Raw genomic sequence first — 18,924 nt, forward strand, 5'->3', positions numbered from 1 at the left:
ATGAACCGCGTTGAGCATGTGATGGGGTTCCCGGTGTCGCTGCGCGTCGACGACGAGGGCATCGGGGACGAGACGGCGGACGCGCTCTTCGCCTGGCTGCGCGAGGTCGACGCCCGCTTCAGCCCATTCCGCCCGGACAGCGAGGTCTGCCGCTACGACCGCGGCGAGCTGCGACTCCCGGACCTCAGCGCGGACTTGACCGAGGTGCTCGACCTCTGCGAGCGGTACCGGGTCGCGACCGGCGGCGCCTTCGACGTCCGCCTGCCCGGCCGGCCCCTCGACCCCTGCGCGGTCGTCAAGGGGTGGTCGGTGCAGCGGGCGGCGGAACTCCTCACCGCCGCCGGCGCCCGGCGCTTCATCCTCAACGCCGGGGGCGACGTGGTCGTGGCCGGCGGCCCATGGCGGGTGGGCGTACGGCATCCCGAACACGCCGACCAGCTGTGCACGGTCCTGGAGTTGACCGACGGGGCGGTGGCGACCTCCGCGCGCTACGAGCGCGGCGACCACATCGTCGACGGACGCACCGGCGAACCCGCGACCGGCCTGCTCAGCATCTCCGTCGTGGCCGCCTCCCTGACGGAGGCGGACGCCACGGCCACCGCGGCCTTCGCGATGGGTCCGGAGGGCGTCGACTGGGCCGCCGCCCGGCCCGGCTGCGAGGTGTTCGCGGTCGACGCCGGGCGGCGGGTCCGCCGTACACCGGGATTTCCGGTCGCGACGGTCGCCGCGTAGGCGCACGCGACAAACCCGGCGACGTCGGCGGTCGTCCCCGGGATACTGATCGCCCATGGATGAGGTCGAAGTCGTCGTCGCCCATTCCGAGCGCGCGACCCTGCGCGTCGGCGACGTGTTCCTGAAGGTGGACGCCGACCAGGCGCGCATCGACGCCGAGGTCGCGGCGATGGCCCTGGCGCCGGTGCCGACCCCGGAGGTCCTGTGGCACAAGCCGCCCGCGCTCGCGATCACGGCGGTCCCGGGGACGACACTCGGTCGCCTCGGCGGGCCGTCGACCGGATCGCCGGCGGCGTGGGCCGCGGCGGGTGCCGCCATCCGGAAGCTGCACGAGGCGCCCCTGCCGCCCTGGCCCGGCCGGGGAAAGGGCCTCGACGCGTTGAGGGCGGAACTCGACGCCGAGTGCGAGTCGCTCGTGACGAACGGCGTCCTGCCCGCCGACCTGGTCACCCGCAACCGCCAGGTCGCCGAGGCCGCGCTCCGGCCCTGGACTCCGGCGTTCACGCACGGCGACCTGCAGATCGCGCACGTCTTCATCGACGGCGACCAGGTCACCGGCATCATCGGCTGGTCCGAGGCGGGCCCGGGCGACGCCCTGTACGACCTCGCCACCTTCACCCTCGGACACGAGGAGCGCCTCGGCGACCTCCTCGCCGGCTACGGCACCGACGTCGACCTCGACGTGATCCGCGGGTGGTGGTCGTTGCGAAGCCTGCTGGTGGTCCGCTGGCTGAGCGAGCACGGCTTCGACCCGTTCGCGCCGGGCTGTGAGGTCGACGTGCTGAGATCCCGGATGTGAGGCAGTACGGGCCTGTTGCTACGCCCTTCATCGTGCGGATGCGGACGGGCCGCCGGGGTTACCGGCGGCCCGTCCTGTCGGGAAATGTGGCTGGGGATGTTGCTCAGCTGACGTCGGAGGCGTCCAGGCGGTACAGGCCCGTGCTGGTGGAGCTTGTTGAACTGGTGCTGTATGCCGAGGACTTGACCGCCGTGCCGTGGGCCTTGACCCAGGCCGTGATCGCGGAGTTGGTGCCCTGGCCGCCGTCGCTGCTGACGATGATGTAGTGCAACTTGCCGGACTTCACCAGGGACTTGAGCTTGGCGAGGGTCATCGCGTTGTCGCTGCCGGACCAGCCGCCCATGGAGATCACGGGCTGACCCGACTCCAGGATGATCGAGGACGCCGTCTGGTCGGTGGAGACCGCCAGCAGCCAAGTCGCCCCGTCCTGGTGCTTCTTGAGGTACGCGATCATCTCGGACGAGACCTGGGAGCCGCCGCCCATACCGCCACCGGCCTGCTGCGCACCGGACTCGGACGTGGACCCGGACGTGGACCCGGACGTGGACCCGGACTTGGTGCCCGAGGGAGCCGTACCACCTGACGGCGGCGTGCCCATCTTGCCGGAACTTGAGCCCGAACCGCTGGGCGCGCTGCCCGTCTTGCCGTTGGTGCCGCTGGAGCTGCCGCTCGGTGCGCCGCCCATGCCGCCACCGCCGCCACCCATGCCGCCACCGGTGCTGGGACCGGCCGTCGGGTTGGTGCCGTTGGTCGAGGAGGTCGCCGCCGAGACCGAGTAGGCCGCGGGACCGGCGAGGAGGGCGACGACGGCGGCCAGCGCCGCGAAGCCCATCAGACGGTGGCGCTTGGTGAACCGGCCCACCAGCAGGCCGAGTACGGAGGCGATGCCCGCCACACCGACCACGGTCTCCGCGACCGTGTACACCGTGCCGGAGCCGGAGACCCGCTGGAGCAGGACGACCGCCCAGACGGAGCTGGCCGCGATCGCCGCCGGCAGAACCCAGGCCCACTTGGCCGCCGAACCCTCACGGAAGGCGCGGTACAGCAGCACTCCGCCCGCACCGGCCAGGGCCGCGATACCGGGCGCCATGGCGGTGACGTAGTACGGGTGGAACGTGCCCTCGGCGAGCGAGAACGTCAGGAAGTGGAGGACGAACCAGCCGCCCCAGAGCATCAGCGCGGCGCGCTTGGCGTCCGTGCGGGGAGCGCGGCCGCGCAGCACCAGACCGCCGACGAGGGCGATCGCCGCGAAGGGGATGAGCCAGGAGATCTGGCCGCCCATGATCTCGTTGAACATCCGGTACAGGCCCGAACTGCCGCCGAAACTCGCTCCGTTGCCCTGCGAGCCGACCGAGGAGCTGGCGCCGAAGATCCGGCCGAAGCCGTTGTAGCCGATGACGAGGTCCCACACCGTGTTGTCGGTGGAGCCGCCGATGTAGGGGCGGGAGGACGCGGGGATCAGGTCGACGATCACCATCCACCAGGCGCTGGAGACGACCAGCGCGACGGTGGCGACAGCGAGGTTGCGGACGCGCTTGCCGAGGGAGACGTTCGTGGCCCAGAGGTAGACGAGGAAGAACACGGGCAGGACGACGTACGCCTGCATCATCTTGGTGTTGAACGCGAAGCCGATCGCGACCGCCGACCAGACCAGCGGCATCAACTTCCCGTTGCGGACGGCCTTCATGAGGGCCACGGCGCCGAGCATCATCAGCAGGACGAGGATCGGATCCGGGTTGGTGTCGCGGGTGATGGCGACCGTGATCGGGGTGAGGGTGAGAACCAGGGCGGAGATCGTGCCCGCGACCGGACCGAAGTCCCGCTTGATCTGGCGGTAGAGGAGAGCGACCGAACCCGTGCCGGCCGCGACCATCGGCAGCATCAACTGCCAGGTGCCGTAACCGAATACGCGGGCGGAGAGGCCCATCACCCAGAGGGCGAACGGTGGTTTGTCGACCGTGATGAAGCTGCCGGAGTCGAGTGCGCCGAAGAAGAACGCCTTCCAGCTTTTGGTGCCGCTGTAGACGGCCGCGTCGTAGAAGGTGTTGCCGGTGATCGAGGTCAGGTTCCACGCGTAGAGCGCCGTGGCCAGCAGCAGGATGCCCCACAGGGCGGGGCGGGCCCAGCGCGGGTCGTCCTCCGGGCCCGTGAACAGCCTTCTGGCGCGGGCGGCGACGCCGCCGTCGGCGGGCGGGCCCGCCCGGTGCGAGCGCCGGGCGTCTTCCTGGCTGGGGGGCGGGGCGAGGGTCGTCATGACGCGTACTCCAGGTGTTCCGCGGAAGAGGCGGGCGCCCCGACGGGCAGGACAGGGGTGGTGGTGCGGGTGCGGCGGGGTACGGCGGCGATGCGGGCGCGGCCGGTGACGGTCTGCTTGAACATCCGGTGCATGCCCTTGAGGTCGTCGAGGGCGGTGCGGACGATGTCGACGCGGCTGTCGGGGTCGTCGATCCAGTCGACCGGGACCTCGTGGATACGGAGCTTGTTGCGCTGGGCGAGGACGAGGAGTTCGGTGTCGAAGAACCAGGCGGTGTCCTCGATGTGTGGGGCGAGTGCCCGGAACACCTCGGTGCGGACGGCCTTGAAGCCGCACTGCGCGTCCGAGAAGCGGGCCGCGAGGCCTGCCTTGAGGAGGAGGTTGTAGGAGCGGGAGATGAACTCGCGCTTGGCGCCGCGCTGTACGGCCGACTGCCGGTGCAGGCGGCTGCCGATCGCCACGTCGCTGTGGCCGGACAGGAGCGGGGCGACCAGGGGCAGGAAGCCTTCGAGGCCGGTGGACAGGTCGACGTCCATGTACGCGACCACGTCCGCCTCGGACCGGCTCCACACCTGCTTCAGCGCGCGGCCCCGGCCCTTGGCGTCGAGGTGCACGGCGTGCACGTGCGGCAGCCGCTGGGTGAGGCCGAGCGCCTCCTGCCAGGTGGCGTCGGTGCTCGCGTTGTCCGCCACGGTGATCGTGAACGGGAACGGAAAGGACGTTTCGAGGTATGCGTGGAGACGGCCGACACTGCCGGCGAGGACGTGCGCCTCGTTGTACACCGGCACCACGATCTCGACCGACCGCTGCCGGACGCCTCCCGCGTTCTGTTCGTTCATGACGGTGACTTTCCGGTCCCCGTCTGTGCCGTTGCTGAGCCTTCACTGAGCGGCCGATGAGAATCAGCGGACTCACAGGTCGCGCACAGCGTCCTCAGGTCTGACCCCAATGCTGGGGCCCGGAAAGGCAGTTCGGACGGGGTGCCGGGGGCTTCGGTGGGCGTCTTCAGATGGGCTGCGGCTCGAAGTCCCAGCCGGGTGGTTCCTCCGCTCCGGTCGCGAGCGCGTCCTCGCAGGCCCGTACGAGCGGGTGGTCGGGGCCGACGGCGGCGCGGGCCCGTAGCAGGGTCTCCCGGCGCAGTTCGGCCGCCTCCTCGGGCCGGCCCGACAGCCGGCGGACCGCCGCCGCGTTCAGGGCGCAGCCCAGGGTCCACGGATGGTCGGCGCCCACGGCGTTCGTCATGCCCCGCAGCGCCTGCTCGATCAGCCGGGCCCCGGCGGCCCGGTCGCCGGCGAGCCACAGCAGCAGGCCGCGGTTGCCGAGGACGCCCACGGTGTACGGGTGATCGTCGCCGAGGAGATGCCGGTAGCCGTCGGCCACCGCGTCCGTCAGCTCGGCGGACTCGGTGGGGTCGCCGTGCGAGCGCAGGAAGGAGGCGTGGTCGGCCTGGACCATCAGGGTCATCGGATGCCGGACGCCCTGGAGGTTCCGGCACCGCTCGACCAGGCCGCGCAGCAGATCGGCGGCGGCCGGTACGTCGCCCGAACGACGCAGGCACAGCGCCTGGTTGTGCTGGGCTGCCAGGGTCTGGGGGTGGTGGTCGCCCATGGTCTGGCGGTGCAGGAGGGAGTTGGTCTCCTGGAGCGCGGTGGCGTCCTGGTGGCGGCCCAGGAGGCGCAGCGAGCGGGCGTAGGTGAGGCCGCTGAGCAGGGTGGACGGATGGTCCGAACCGAGCGACTCCCGCCGTAGGAGCAGGAGTTGGGCGTGCACGTCGGCCGCTTCCTGATAGCGGCCGAGGAGGCCGAGGGCGACGCCGAGGTTGTTGAGGCAGGCCTGGGTGCGGGGGGCCTCCGGTCCGTCGAGGACGTCGTAGGCCCGCCAGACCTCCTCGAAGAGCTGGTGGGCCTCCTTGAAGAGGCCGAGGGCCATCAGGGAGCCGCCGAGGCCCGCCTCGGCCCGCAGGAGGTCGAGGTCGTCGGAGGGGCGTTCCTCGGCGAGCTGCTCGACGACGGACCTGCCCACGGCCTCCGCCTCGCGGTAACGGCCGCAGCGGCGCAGCATGTTGGCGTGCTGGTGGACGAGGACCAGCATCGACGGGTGCGTCGGGGCGAGCCTGATCCGCCAGCGGGCCAGGACCTGTTCGCACAGGGTGAGTCCGGTGCTCTCCTCGTCGCGCAGCCGCAGGTACTCGATGCAGTTGAGCACCAGGTCGCGCACCGCGTCCTCGGAACTCTCCAGGGCGCCGGACGGGTGCAGATGGGGCAACAGCTCCGCGTACACAGGCCAGTTGGCGACCTCGGACGGCGACCGGGGGTCGGCGGAGACCAGCACCCGGCAGGCGACCGCCGAGAGTTCGTCGCGTTCGCCGGGGGTGAGGGTGCGGCGCAGGAAGCGGTGGTAGAGGCGGTGCATCTCCACGCTGTCGACATAGCCGACGCTGTCCGAGGGCTGAACGTAGTCCATCCGTACGGCGGTCGACTCCGAGAGGCGACGCAGCGCGCCGAGCCAGCGGGCCGGGTCGACGGCCAACTCGGCCAGCAGCGTGGGGAGATCGCCGGGACGGGCCCGCTGGAGCTGGCGTACCGGGATCGAGCCGGGGGAGAACATGGCGAACAGGCGCAGGAGTTCGGTCGCCTCGGGGCTGTCCTGTTCCAGGGAGTCGAGGGTGAGGGCCCAGCTGGTCTGGAAGCCGATCGGGTAGTCCGGCAGGGTCTGGATGCCGATCTCGTCAGCATCGCCCCGGCGCAGCAGCCCGATGTACTCGGCCGCCGACATCCGGTTGGCGTCCAGCCAGGCCGCCGTCTGGGCCAGCAGCAGCGGGAAGTCCTCGACGGCGTCGGCGAGTTGGTCGGCCTCTTCCTCGGTGAGCCGCTCCACGTGCCGGCGGGCGTAGCTGATGCTCTCCGCCCGGGTGAAGCGCTCCACCTGGACCTCCGCGACCCCGCCGGACGCCGTCCAGCCCTGCGTCACGGTCGTCACCGCGACATGGCCGCCGGCCTCGGGGAGCAGGTCGTAGACCTGTTCCAGGTCGTCGGCGCTGTCGAGGACGAGGAGCCAGCGGCGGTGCGGGCGGCCGGTGCGCAGGGCCTCGCGGACCGCGCGGACCCGCTCGGGCAGGGCGCTGCTGTCGGCGAGGCCGAGCGGTTCGGCGAGGTCGGCGAACTGCTGGCGGGCCGTGGCCCGGAAGCTCGCGCTGATCCACCAGACCACGTCGTACTCGTTGGCGAACCGGTGGGCGTACTCGATGGCGATCTGGCTCTTGCCGACGCCCGAGATGCCGCGCAGGGCCACCCGGGCACCCGTGGGCGGGCCGTTCTCGAAGAGGGCGCGGAGTTCCTCCAGGACCGTGTCGCGGCCGGTGAAGCGGAAGTTGCGGCGCGGCACGTTCCACACCGCGGGCGGCGCGTCCGGGAAGCGGGGCGCGACGGACTCGTCCTCGGGTTCCGGCCGGGCGTCCTGCAGATCGAGGGTGGCCAGCAGCCTGCGCAGCGCCTCGGCCGGGTCCAGCTCCCGCAGACTGACCGGACCCAGTACGGCGGTCGCGGCGGGCAGGGTGCGCGCGGAGAGGTCCACGGCGGCGAACCGGTCGGGGTCCGCGGCGACCACCGAGCCCAGCGCCTCGCCCCATTCCAGTTCCGTGCGCTGCCCGAGCCGCAGATACTCCTCGTCGAGCAGCAGCAGCACCCGGCCGGGGGCGCCGAGGAGATCGGCCAGCAGCCGGGCCAGCGGCACCCCGGGCGGCGGGTCCCAGCGCAGCAGGAACGTCTGGCAGCCGTGCCGCTCCAGCTGCCGCGCCGTCCACACGGCCCACGCGCGGTCGGTGCCGGCGTAGCTGACCGTGATGTGGTGCGGCGACCAGACACCGGACACCGGACGCCGTCCGACGCGCTGCCCGGGGACGGTGTGCTCGGCCGGCAGCGTGGCGGCCCTGCCGTTCAGCGCGGGCACGACGACATGCCCCTGTCCCACGACGGCGTCCGCGACGATCTCGCTGGGCAGCTCGACGGTACGGACCGGAACACCCCAGCGGTTGCTGATGGTCAGCCAGATCGTGCCCGGTCCCGGCGCCAGGCCCGCCTTGATCACGAAGCGGGCCGGGCCGTAGGTGCCGCCGAAACGGTGCAGGACGACGCTGGGTTCGTTCACGGCCTCGCACACGAAGCGGCGGGAGCCGTCCAGGGAGACGCCGAAGTCGAACTCCTCCTCCTCGTACGGCCAGTCCTCGGGCGCCGCCGGGCCGTTGAGGTCGACGGTGACGAGATAGCTCTGCCCCGCCTGGGCCCTGCGGGGCCAGCCCACGAGGGGTTCGATCATCAACGCAGCGGGATCGCCGCTCATGTCCTCGCCTCCTGCGCCCGGACGCTGAGCCGGAGCGTGGTCAAGGGGTGTCCGAAGTAGAGGAACATGAAGCTGTAGAGGATCGGCAGAATCTCCCGCTGCCCCTCGGCGTCGAACGCGTCGTCGTCGCCGTGGACGAACGGCAGCGGATCGGGCAGCCGGGCCACGGCCGCGGCCCGGAAGTCGCGCAGGGCGCGTGCCACGGGGAGTCCGGGGTCGGCGCAGAGCCGTCCGACCAGTTCGCGGATCAGGGTGTGCGCCACGTCGTCGCCGACCTTGCCGGAGGTGGCGATGCAGCCGCCCGCTCCCTTGCGGAGGAAGAGCTCGGCGAAGCCGCGCAGGGCGTTCTCGCCGAGCAGCTGGTTGTTCACGAACCGTGCGGAATGGCACGCGTTCAGGCACACCAGGGTGCTGCGGCCGTCCAGCGCGGACATGTCCAGGCGGTTGAGTTCGTTCCAGGTGACCGTGCCCAGCTTGAGCTTGAAGAGGTTCGGGCCGTGCGTGGCGTGACAGCCCATGTAGACGAGGCCGGCGCCGAGGCCCGGGCGGGCGAGTTCGGTGAGGAAGGTGCGGGTGGTGCCGAAGTGACCGCGGTGCTCGAAGTTCTCGAACACCGTGGCGTCGCGGCGCATCTCCTCCGCGTAGTAGCCCAGCACATGGCCCGAGCAGACCGCCGGTTCCCTGAACGGGGTGCGGCCCGCCTCGCGGATGGTGGTCCAGCGCACCACGGTCACCAGCGCGCCCAGGATCCCGTCGGCGACGCCGTCGGGGCCGCCGGTGAGGCGCAGCATCTCCCACGGGATGTCGTAGTCGGTGTCGTCCCAGATGACGAGGTGCAGTTCGGTGCCGAAGCGGGCGCGCAGATCGTTGATCCAGCGCACGACGTCTTCTTGGTGGCCGGACCATTCGGCTACCGCCCGGAAGATCTCGGTGGGCGGGAAACCGTCGGGACGGAGATTGCTGAGCGCCAGTCCGCTCGGGCGCAGGCGGGTGTCCTCCGAGTCGAGGGACAGCTCCAGGTCACCGCTGTGGCCTGTCAGCCAGAACACCTCTTGCCCTCGTTCGTCGTAGGCCCTGTTCACCGCCAACTTGGCGAAGCCGACGGGGAGTTGGGCGTTCGGGTCTACGGGGGTCGCGGCCAGCGGCACGGGTTCGTAGGGCTCTACCACGTGTTCGGGGATGCCGGCTGTTCGCGGGGCGGTGAGGGGCTCTGGGGCGGGGCGGCGGGCCGGGGTTCCTGGTCCCAGGGGGACGGCTCCGCCGAGGGGGCGGGGGCCGGGGAGGTCAGCGGGCACTGGTCACTCCCCGCGTCGTGCGGCCCGCGACCGTTACGCCGCCCAGTGCGTCCGCCAGGAGGAAGGGCAGGTCGGGGTGCGGTTGGCGGGCCGCGTCGATCACCACGGAGTGCAGCCGCATGCGGCCCATCGCGCCGATGCGGGCGGCGGCCGTGATCGCGTCGTCGATGCCTGTGCGGCGGACCGGGCCCAGGAGGCGGCCGCCCGCGCTGGCGTCCAGCGGGACGTTGCCGCGGCCGTCGGAGACGACCACGAGCCATGCCTCGACCAGGTTGGAGCGTTGCTGGAAGGCGCGGCGCAGCAGCTGGTCGGTGAGGGTCAGGCCGTGGGCCAGGGGGCTGCTGCGGCCGGGGCGGCGGTGCAGGGCGCCGCCGACCCTCGGGTCCAGGACGCTGCGGGCGATGAAGTGGTCGGCCCGCAACTCGTGGGCCGCGTCCTTGCTGCCCACCTCCACCAGACAGACCGAGGCCCGTCCCGTGTAGGCCCACTGGAGGTAGGGGGCGAGCGCCGGTTGCCAGTCCCAGCCGCGTCGGCAGGTGTGGTCGAGGAGCAGTACCAGCATGCGTTCGGCCACCGGCAGGCGGGCGTAGCTGCGGAAGTCGCCCGGCAGGACGACCAGTTGGCCGTCCCCGTTCGCGCGCAGCGCACGTCGGCCGGGCAGGTTCTGGTGCTTGGCCGCCTCGACGACGGTCGCTACGACGGCCAGGTCGCGCAGGGTCGTGGCGGACCTGACACCTATCACCGGACCCCGTGCGGAACTCGGCTCCGGACGCCGTTGCCAGGGGATGCGCAGGGGCGCGAACTCCCGCAGGAACCGTGCGTCGTCCTCCGGGAACGGCGAGCCCGGCCCCTCTCCCGTGTCGGCCGTGAAGGTGTCCAGGGCCTCGGCCGGCCCGGCGGGGAGCGCCATCGCACCGCCCGGCTGACCGGTCGACGCGGTGTCCTCGGGGAGCGGCTCCGCCTTCGGCTGCTCGGGTGGCGGAGGCCGGCCGTCGGTGTCGTCGCCGGTGGCGAGAGAAGTGCCGTTGGCGGAGCGGCCGTTGCCCGTCGGGGAAGTCAGGGGCGCGGCCACGCCCAGCAGCCGGGCGGCCTCGTCGACCCGGTCGGGGCCGCAGGTCTCGGCGCCGTTCACCACGGCCAGCACCCGCGCCAGGCGGGCCAGCCCGATCGCCCGCCGACCGCTGGTGTCCCCGCGGAACAGCCCCACCGCGTGCGCCGCCGCCTCCTCGGTCAACGTGCACGCCGGACGCGTCCGGGCCGCGAGCGCGCTGCGCCAGGACGGCGGCAACTCGCCGAGACCCGGCTCGGGTTCACGTCCGTCGAGGGCGTCGAGCACCCGGTCGGGGCCGCTGCTGGTCCGCCGTAGACCGGCCGCGTTGAGGCGGATCGGGAAGCGGTCCAGGAGGTGGGGGGAGAGGCGGCCGATCTCCGCCTCCTGGCAGGCGGCCAGCCAGCGGGCGCGCGGGCGCCAGCGGGCCCGGAAGCCGGACCGCTCGACCGCGGCCACGTCCGCGCCAAGGAGCTGTACGGCCGCTCGCATGCCCGGGAGGCTGAGGCGGACCAGGTCGGGGACCACGACGACCATCGCGGAGTCGGGGGCGCTGTCCACCAACGGGCCCGGTGCCAGAGAGAAGTTGACGCCGTTGCCGTCGTGGCGCAGCGTCGGCCGCAGCCACAGTTCGTCGTCACCGGTGACCGAGCCGAGCGTCGTCCGCCGTACGGGACGCTGCTCGCGGAGCTGGAGCAGGCCGGCGAACGCGTCCGTCACCGGGGCGACCATCTCCGGCTCCAGGTCGAACAGGAGCACCCCGTCGAGGCCCGGGCCCAGCGCGGAGCAGGCCAGGACCTGTAACAGGCGCTGCCGGGGTCCGACCGGGCGGGCGTCGGCGGGCGCGCTCATCCCAGCAGCCCGTCGAGCAGCTCCGACTCCTCCGCCGTCCACTCGACCGGACCGCCGTGCGCCGCCTCCGGCCGCCGGTGCCGCAGGGACAGCGGGACCACCCGGCGCACATGGTCGGCGGTCACGGCGTCCGCCTCCTCGAAGGCGGCCAGCGCGCGGGCCGCCCACGCGGTGACGACCTCGCCGCGATGGCCCACCGCCCGCAGCCGGGTGGCGACGTCGGCGCACAGCTTCGCGATGTCCTCGCTGAGCCGTACGTCCTGCACACCGTCCCGGGCCCGGTCGAGCCGCTCGCGCAACTCCCGGTCCCGGTCGAGGCCTTCGGCCAGCCAGGGGGAGTCCGTACCGGCCGCGTCGTCGAAGCGGAGCACGGCCAGCACCATGGCCCGGCGCTGCTCCTGGTCCAGCTCGGACACGGCGACCATCAGACCGAACCGGTCGAGCAACTGCGGCCGCAGACCGCCCTCTTCGGGGTTCATCGTGCCGACCAGACCGAACGCGATGTTCCGTACCGTGTCGATGGCCTCGCGCTGCACGGACAGCACACCGGTGGAGACGACGTCCAGGATGATGTTGACGATGTGGTCGTCCAGCAGGTTGACCTCGTCGATGTACAGCATCCCCTTCTCACCGGCCTCCTCCAGCAGCCCCGGCTGGGTCCGCGCCTCGCCCCGCATCAGCGCGTCCAGCTCCCAGCCCCCCAGCACCCGGTCGTCGGTCGCGTTGATCGGCAGGGTGACCGGCAGCTCGCCCCCGGTCAGCAGCGAGAAGGCCCGCACCACCGTCGACTTGGCGGTGCCGCGCTGCCCGCTGATGAGGACACCGCCGATCCGCGGCGCGATGTAGTTGAGTTCGAGCGCGAGCTTCAGCTCGGCCTGCCCGACCACATGGCTGTACGGCAGGATGTGCACGTCCGAGCCGTCGACCGCACCGGTCACGACGTGCTGCCCGGTGTCCAGCGGAAGGTCACCTGGAGCTGCGCCTCGGCCCCCGACTTCACCAGGAACGCGCCGAGTTCGGCGTCGAGCTTGATGGACAGCTGCAGTTCCACCTCGTCGGGGGTCAGCCCGTCACCGAGGTCGTGGAGCCGGCCGGCCGCCTGCCGGGCGCAGTGCCGGGCCAGTTCCAGACCGTCGCCGTAGACGTCCCGGGCCACCGCCAGCACGCGCTCCGCGGCGTTCTCCCGGGTGTCGATCCCGTCGTAGAGGCCGTCGAGGCCGCCCGGCGCGAGCGGGGTGTCGACCTCCACGTAGATCGGCACCTGGTGGTCCTGGCCGTCCGCGGCCGCCCTTGTCACGATCGCCATGCGCACTTCCCCCGTTGGAGAGCCGGAATACTCCCCTTACCTTCCCCAATTCTGGCGTGCCATCAACAGCCTTGTGGTCAAAGGGCGTTGATCGGTCCGCGCGGGAAGTCGGCGTCGGCGGCGCTGCGCACCCGGCGGGCGATGTGCGGGATGAGGAGGTGCAGGTCGGCGCAGTACACGGACGGGTTGAGGAATCCCTCGACCGGACGGTAGCGGTGCGCGTAGTTGCCGCCCCCGCACACCTCCGCGAGCGGACAGGTGAGACAGGTGGGGGAGAGGGCGTCGGTGCCCAACTGCCGTGCCACCACGCCCGGATGGTCCAGGACGTCGTCGAAGGAGTGGCCGAAGACGTCGCAGCCCGTCGCGGGCGCACCGGCATACGCGGTCTTCAGCGAGTCGACCTGCTCGATGGTGCCGTCGGTGTCGACGACGACGGCGACCACGGGCGCGTTGCCGACCGCCTCGGCACGGCAGGGCACGCCGAGCAGCAGGGCGATGATCTCGTGGAACAGCCGGACGGGCACGGCCCGTTCACCCGCGTCGAACCACAGGTCGAAGAGCCGGACGAGCCAGTCGCCGTAGGGGTGCGGGCCCTTCGCGGCGGGCGGGAACGCGTGGTTGGCGTGCGGCAGCAGCAGATCCATCGAAGGGGGCTCGAACGCCGTCAACGACGTGTAGACCTCGGCGGGATCGGAGTCCGGGTCGATCACGCTGAGGATCCCGGCGTACGCCTCCGGGCGGCCGCGCAGCACCTGGAGCCCGGCCTCGGTCCTCGCCCACGAGGAGCGGCCCGCGTGGTCGAGCCGGTGCCGGTTGAGCCAGGGGGTGCCGCCGTCCAGGCTCACCCCGATCCGGACGCCCGCGTCGGCGAGTTCGGCCACCGCGTGCTCGGTGAGGAGCGTGCCGTTGGTCTGCACGGAGGCGTCAACAGTGCAGCTTCGGCCACAGCGGTCGCGGACCGCCTCGCGCACGGCGTTGACCTGGGCGACGAGGTTCGACACCCCGGCCAGCAGGGGCTCGCCGCCGTGCAAGTTGATCTGCAGGGAGGTGAGTTGATGGGTCGCCGCGTGCTCGGCGATCCGCGTCGCGGTGCGTTGCACGACGGCGGGGGAGACCCGGTTGGGGCGGTCCCGCCAGCTGCTGTCGGCGCCCTCGTAGACGTAGCAGTAGCTACAGGCGAGGTTGCAGCGGCCGTTGACCTTGAGGACGAACTGCCGGAAGGGCACGGCCCGCAACCCGGACCGCCGTAAGGCCGCGACGTCGAGTTTCTCAAGGGGCCACAGGGCGGTCACAGTTGGTAGGGGCCGTCCTCGTAGAAGGCCATCGCGGGTTCGCCGCGCAGCATCCGGGGCAACAGGCCGCTGGCCACCGCGGCGAGCACCGGATGCGATGACTGACGGGACAGGGTCCTCAGATCCAGATCCGCGAAGTCGGGCAACACGCCGCCCGGCCCCCGCTCTCCCAGCCTGGAGGGGCCGTCCCCTTCTCTTCCCCGCACGATCTACCTCTCAGGAAGGCCGAAGTCCCCCTTGGGCTACGGAACTCGGCCATGCTAGCGGCCCTGGGACCCCGGTGACTCCCGTTGCGGGTGGGTCCGCGGGAGTCACGTCGTCAGGGGCTCGAAATCCCAGTACGGACGTTCCCTGCGGCGCACGGACAGGGTGTGCGGATGCTGTGGCCCGAGGGTGTCGGAGAGCTGCTGGAGCGCCTCGTTCTCCAGCTTCGTGGCCTCCTGGCCGCGGCGCAGCGCACGCTGGTCACCGGCGAGGGCGGCCTTGCAGGACAGGGTGAGTGGGTGGGTCTCGCCGAGGGTGGCGCGCGCCGACTCCAGGACGACACGGCTGAGTTGCGCCGCCCCTTCCTCGTCACCGGCCAGGCTCCGCGCACCGCTCGCGTTCAACGCGGCGCCCAGCGCCCACGGATGCGTGGAGCCGACCGCCGCACGCATCCGCGTCAGCGCCTGCTCGGCGATCCGCAGCGCCTCGTCGCGCTCGCCGTACTCCCACAGCGCGAGCCCGACATTGCCCAACGTGCCCACGGCGTAAGGGTGTTCGGGGCCGACCAGGCGGGCGTAGTCCTCGGCCACCGTGGTGGCCATCTCCCGGGCCTGTTCCAGATTGCCGTGCTCGCGGTTGAAGGTCGCGAAGTCGGCCTGCACCAGGAGCGCGTCGGGATGACGCGGCCCCTGCCGCTGCACGAAGCGTTCCACCACGCTGCGCATCAGCGACTCGGCGCCCAGCAGATCACCGGTGCGCCGCATGCACAGCGCGAGATTGTGCTCGGCGAACAGGGTCTGCGGGGTGAACCGGTCCATCGCCTGCCGGTGGGCGCGGACGTTGAGCTCCTGCCGCGAGGTGGCCTCGGCGTACCGGCCCAGCAGCCTGAGCATCCAGGCGTAGAACATGCCGGAGCGCAGGGTGAGATGGTGGCGCGGGTTGAGCAGCCGCTCCCGGATCAGCAGGATGTCGCGGTGCAGCAGCAGCGACTCCTCGTACCGGCCCAGGAGGCTGGTGACGACGGCGAGGTTGCCGCGGTCCTGGAGGGTGCGCGGGGCCTCGGCGCCCAGGGTGTCGGAGTACGCGTGGACGCACTCCTCGAACATCTGGTGGGCCTCGTCGTAGCGGCCCAGCGACACGAGTGTCCCGGCCAGGCCGTTCTTGGCGCGCAGCAGATCGGGGTCGTCGTCGGCGCGGGTCTCCGTGAGCTGGTCCAGGACGGCCCGGCCGACGGCCTCCGCCTCGCGGTAACGGCCGCTGCGGCGCAGCATGTTGGCGTGGTCGTGGGTCAGGACGAGCATGTCCCGCTCGTCGGGCTGGAGCCGGGTGCGCCAGCGGGCGACGGTCTGCTCGCACAGGCGCAGGGCGGCCCGGTTCTCGCCCCGCACCCGCATGTAGTCGATGCAGTTCAGGACGAGCTGCCGGACCACGGGCTCACGGCTGTCCAGCGCGCCCGCGGTCTCCAGGTGCGGGATCAGCTCCGCGTACCGCGTCCACTCACGGGTGTCGTTGGGCCGGCGCGGGTCGGCGCCCGCGAGCAGCGTGCAGGCGATCGTGGACAGCGCCTCGCGGCGGTCCTCGGTCAGGGTGCTGAGCAGGAAGCTGTGGTAGAGGCGGTGCATGGACACGCGGTCCACGGCCGGCTCGGCCTCCGAGGACTCGACGTAGTCCAGCCGGACCGCGGTCGACTCGGAGAGCCTGCGCAGCGCCGTGTGCCAGCGGATCGGGTCGCCGGCGAGCGCGGCCAGATGCGCCGGCAGGTCGGACGGGTGGGCGGCCTGCATCAGCCGGACCGGGATGGCGTCCGGCGAGAACAGCGCGAACAGGTGCAGCAGCTCCACCGCTTCGGGGTTGTTCTCCTGCAGCGTGTTCAGAGTTATCGACCAACTGGTCTGGAAGCCCATCGGGTAGTCCGAGGAGATCCGGATACCGATCTGGCTGGCCTCGCCGCGCCGGATCATCGCCACATAGTCCTTGGCCGGCATGACGTTGGCGTCCAGCCAGGCCGCCGTCTGCGCCAGCAGCAGCGGCAGGTCCTGTACGGCGTCGGCGAGATCGTCGGCCTCGGCCTCGGTGAGCCGCTGGGCGCGGCGGCGGGCGTAGGCCACGCTCTCGGGGCGGCGGAAGGGCTGCACCTCGATCTCCGTGACGCTGCCCGAGGCGGCCCAGTCCTGGGTGAGGGTGGTGATCAGGACATGGCCGTTGCCCTCCGGGAGGAGGTCCTCGATCTGCTCCATGTCGTCGGCGCTGTCCAGCACGAGCAGCCAGCGGCGGAACGGCCGGCCGGTGCGCAGCGCCTCGTGCACCGCGCGGATCCGCTCGCCCAGCTCCTGCCCGACCGGCAGTTCGAGGCGCGGCGCCAGCTGCGCGAACTGCTCACGCGCCGGCGCCCGGAACCGCGCGCCCACCCACCACACGATGTCGTAGTCGTTGCCGAAGCGGTGCGCGTACTCGATGGCGATCTGGCTCTTGCCGACGCCCGAGATACCGCGCAGCGCGACCCGGGCACCGCCGCGTCCGCCCTCCTCGAAGCGGGCGTGCAGCTTCTCCAGGATGGCGTCGCGGCCGGTGAAGCGGACATTGCGGCGCGGTACGTTCCACACGGCAGGGGGGTCGTTCGGGAAGCGCGGCGCGGTGCCGCTCACCGGGCCGGTCGCGGTGGCCGCGTCCAGGTCCAGGCGGCGCAGGATACGGCGCCGGGCCTCGCGTGAATCGAGGTCGCGGAGATCGACCGGGCGCAGCGGGGCGGCGGTGGCGGGCAGTGCCCGGGTGGCCACACTGACCGCCGAGAACCGGTCGACGTGCGGCGGCACCACCTCGTGCAGCGCCTGCGTCCACTCGGCGTCGGTGCGCGGGCCCAGCGAGAAGTACCAGTCGTCGAGGACCAGCAGCACCCGGCCCGGCGCCTGGAGCAGATTGCGCAGCGCGTCGGCGAGCGACATCTGCCTCGGCGGGTCCCACCGCAGCAGGGTCGTCTCGTGCCCCAACTGCTCCAGCTGGTGGGCGATCCAGGTGGCCCACGGCCGGTTGAATCCCGCGTAGCTGATGGTGAAGTGCTCGTGGGACTCGGCGCCCTTGGACCTGTCGGTCATCCGACCGTCTCCCCTTACACCGAAATGGACTCAATGACTACGTTTAAACCGTCTCGCGTGATTTCGCGTGCACCCTAGTCGATACGCGGTCGGTCCTCGGGCATTACGGCACTCAGCCGTCGGGCCGCGTGCCGGACCAGTTGTTCCAGATCCGCGCAGTAGACGGAAGGGTGCAGGAAGCCCGTCCCGGCGGAGTACCGGTGCCCGTAGTTGCCGCCGCCGCACACTCGCCCGACCGGACACGCCCGGCACTCGTCCGAGAGCCCCTCGACGCCGAGTTGACGGGCCACGATCCCGGGATGGTCGAGCGCCTCGTCGAAGCTGTCGCCGAAGACGTCGAACCCGGTGGCGGTGGCGCGGTCGTAGGCGAGATTGAGGGAGTCGATCTGCTCGACGGCGCCGTCCGTGTGCACGACCACCGCGCAGGTCGGCGACAGCCCCACGGACTCGGTGGCGCTGGGGACGCCGAGCAGCAACGCCACGATCTCGGTGAACAGCCGCACCCGCGGCTGCGTCCCGTCCGGCGGACCGTCCCACCAGAGGTCGAAGGCGGTGGCCAGCCAGTCGCCGTACGGCGTGGGGACGCCCCGTTGGGCGCGCGCGTCGCGGGGCGGACGGGCGGCCAGACCGGGCGGGGGACTGGACCAGTTGGCGTGCGGCAGCAGCAGGTCGAGACGCGGCGGGCGCAGCGCGGCCAGCGAGGAGTACACGTCCTTGGGATCGCTGGTGATGTCGATGGCGCACAGGATGCCCGCGTACAGCTCGGGCCGGTCGGCCAGCAGACGCGCGGCCCGGGCGGCGGCCGGCCAGGAGGAGCGACCCGCGTGGTCCACCCGGCGCCGGTTCAGTACGGCGGTGCCCCCGTCCAGGCTCAGCCCGACCCGGATGTTCGCGTCGGCTAGCCGGTCCAGGGTCCGCTCGGTGACCAGCGTGCCGTTGGTCTGCACGGTGGTCCGCAGCGCGGTGCGCGAGGGTAACGCGGCGCGCACGGCGGCCGTGTAGGCGAGCGCGGCATCGGGCCCGGACAGCAGAGGTTCCCCACCGTGCAGATCGATGCGCACCTCGGACAGCCCGTGTGCGGAGGCGTGTTCGGCGATCCGGCGGGCGGTCTGCCGCATCACGTCCGGACTCACCCGGGCCGGCCGGTCGCGCCAACTGGCGTCCTGGCCCTGGTAGATGACGCAGTAGGTGCAGTCGAGATTGCACCGCCCATGCACTTTGAGCACGAACTGCCGGAAGGGGAAGGCCCGTTGTCCCGCGCGCCGCAGGGCCGCCACGTCGAGCACGGCATGCGGCCACGGCGCGAGTTCCCGGTCCCTGGCCGTCCGTAAGGTGTGCTCCGGTGCCCTGTGCACAGCATCGCCTCCCGTCGGCCGGCGCTCTGCCGCCCCTATCGTTCTGCCCCGGGGGAGTCCTCGTGATACGCGACGAGACCCCCGTCGGCACTGCAGGACCGGGCCAGCAGGGTGGCGAGCACGGCGCCCAGCACGGGGTGGTCGACCTGCGCCCGCAGCGCGGTCAGGTCGACGCCGGTGTAGTCGGGCAGCGGCCCGCGGTCACCGTCCGCGTGCCCCTCGGGTCCGCCCGGCTCGTACCGCACGGCGGCCGGGGCTGCCACCCCGGGCTCCTCCACGTCACGGCGCGTCAGCTCCACCACCCCGTACTCGGGCACCCCGTACTCCTCCACGTCGTAGCGCGCCAAGTCCGCCACC

14 protein-coding genes are annotated in these 18,924 nt (G+C 72.2%); 2 read left to right on the forward strand and 12 right to left on the reverse strand.

Annotated features, from left to right (window positions below; genetic code table 11):
- Nucleotides 1–732 carry an FAD:protein FMN transferase gene (locus OG496_RS41830; RefSeq protein ID WP_405974570.1) on the forward strand — a complete coding sequence of 244 codons (732 nt, stop codon included), beginning with the start codon at nucleotides 1–3 and terminating at the stop codon, nucleotides 730–732.
- A gap of 55 nt (nucleotides 733–787) precedes the next feature.
- Nucleotides 788–1,531: a phosphotransferase family protein gene (locus OG496_RS41835; protein ID WP_405974571.1), complete on the forward strand. Its 744-nt coding sequence runs from the start codon at nucleotides 788–790 to the stop codon at nucleotides 1,529–1,531.
- A gap of 103 nt (nucleotides 1,532–1,634) precedes the next feature.
- On the opposite strand, the gene OG496_RS41840 is transcribed toward OG496_RS41835, so the two are convergent.
- From OG496_RS41840 to OG496_RS41895, 12 genes are all read right to left on the reverse strand, one after another.
- Nucleotides 1,635–3,785 carry an ArnT family glycosyltransferase gene (locus tag OG496_RS41840; RefSeq protein ID WP_405974572.1) on the reverse strand — a complete coding sequence of 717 codons (2,151 nt, stop codon included), beginning with the start codon at nucleotides 3,783–3,785 and terminating at the stop codon, nucleotides 1,635–1,637.
- Nucleotides 3,782–4,624, reverse strand: a complete 843-nt coding sequence (locus tag OG496_RS41845; RefSeq protein ID WP_405974573.1) for a dolichyl-phosphate beta-glucosyltransferase — start codon at nucleotides 4,622–4,624, stop codon at nucleotides 3,782–3,784. The genes OG496_RS41840 and OG496_RS41845 overlap by 4 nt, the downstream gene beginning before the upstream one ends.
- A gap of 166 nt (nucleotides 4,625–4,790) precedes the next feature.
- Complete coding sequence (fxsT, locus tag OG496_RS41850; protein WP_405974574.1) at nucleotides 4,791–8,123, reverse strand: FxSxx-COOH system tetratricopeptide repeat protein; 3,333 nt, start codon at nucleotides 8,121–8,123, stop codon at nucleotides 4,791–4,793.
- Entirely contained in the window at nucleotides 8,120–9,418 is a 1,299-nt protein-coding gene (locus OG496_RS41855; RefSeq protein WP_366493131.1) for a CHAT domain-containing protein, read from the reverse strand. The genes fxsT (OG496_RS41850) and OG496_RS41855 overlap by 4 nt, the downstream gene beginning before the upstream one ends.
- Nucleotides 9,408–11,318 carry a magnesium chelatase gene (locus OG496_RS41860; RefSeq protein ID WP_366493130.1) on the reverse strand — a complete coding sequence of 637 codons (1,911 nt, stop codon included), beginning with the start codon at nucleotides 11,316–11,318 and terminating at the stop codon, nucleotides 9,408–9,410. The genes OG496_RS41855 and OG496_RS41860 overlap by 11 nt, the downstream gene beginning before the upstream one ends.
- The gene (locus OG496_RS41865) at nucleotides 11,315–12,256 is read right to left on the reverse strand and encodes an AAA family ATPase (RefSeq protein WP_328677358.1); all 942 of its coding nucleotides are present in this window, start codon (nucleotides 12,254–12,256) and stop codon (nucleotides 11,315–11,317) included. The genes OG496_RS41860 and OG496_RS41865 overlap by 4 nt, the downstream gene beginning before the upstream one ends.
- Complete coding sequence (locus OG496_RS41870) at nucleotides 12,253–12,624, reverse strand: CU044_2847 family protein (protein ID WP_366493129.1); 372 nt, start codon at nucleotides 12,622–12,624, stop codon at nucleotides 12,253–12,255. Before OG496_RS41870 ends, OG496_RS41865 begins: the two co-directional genes overlap by 4 nt.
- A gap of 77 nt (nucleotides 12,625–12,701) precedes the next feature.
- Nucleotides 12,702–13,916: an FxsB family cyclophane-forming radical SAM/SPASM peptide maturase gene (locus OG496_RS41875; protein ID WP_366493128.1), complete on the reverse strand. Its 1,215-nt coding sequence runs from the start codon at nucleotides 13,914–13,916 to the stop codon at nucleotides 12,702–12,704.
- The gene (locus tag OG496_RS41880; protein ID WP_329349086.1) at nucleotides 13,913–14,122 is read right to left on the reverse strand and encodes a YxD-tail cyclophane-containing RiPP peptide; all 210 of its coding nucleotides are present in this window, start codon (nucleotides 14,120–14,122) and stop codon (nucleotides 13,913–13,915) included. Before OG496_RS41880 ends, OG496_RS41875 begins: the two co-directional genes overlap by 4 nt.
- A gap of 105 nt (nucleotides 14,123–14,227) precedes the next feature.
- Nucleotides 14,228–17,212 (reverse strand): FxSxx-COOH system tetratricopeptide repeat protein, encoded by a 2,985-nt coding sequence (gene fxsT, locus OG496_RS41885; RefSeq protein WP_405974575.1) that lies wholly within the window; start codon nucleotides 17,210–17,212, stop codon nucleotides 14,228–14,230.
- 74 nt (nucleotides 17,213–17,286) lie between these two features.
- Complete coding sequence (locus OG496_RS41890; RefSeq protein WP_405974576.1) at nucleotides 17,287–18,567, reverse strand: FxsB family cyclophane-forming radical SAM/SPASM peptide maturase; 1,281 nt, start codon at nucleotides 18,565–18,567, stop codon at nucleotides 17,287–17,289.
- 35 nt (nucleotides 18,568–18,602) lie between these two features.
- Nucleotides 18,603–18,923, reverse strand: a complete 321-nt coding sequence (locus tag OG496_RS41895; protein WP_405974577.1) for a YxD-tail cyclophane-containing RiPP peptide — start codon at nucleotides 18,921–18,923, stop codon at nucleotides 18,603–18,605.
- Between the last annotated feature and the right edge of the window lies 1 nt (nucleotide 18,924).

The organism is Streptomyces sp. NBC_00988, from assembly GCF_045162645.1.
Lineage (GTDB): Bacteria > Actinomycetota > Actinomycetes > Streptomycetales > Streptomycetaceae > Streptomyces.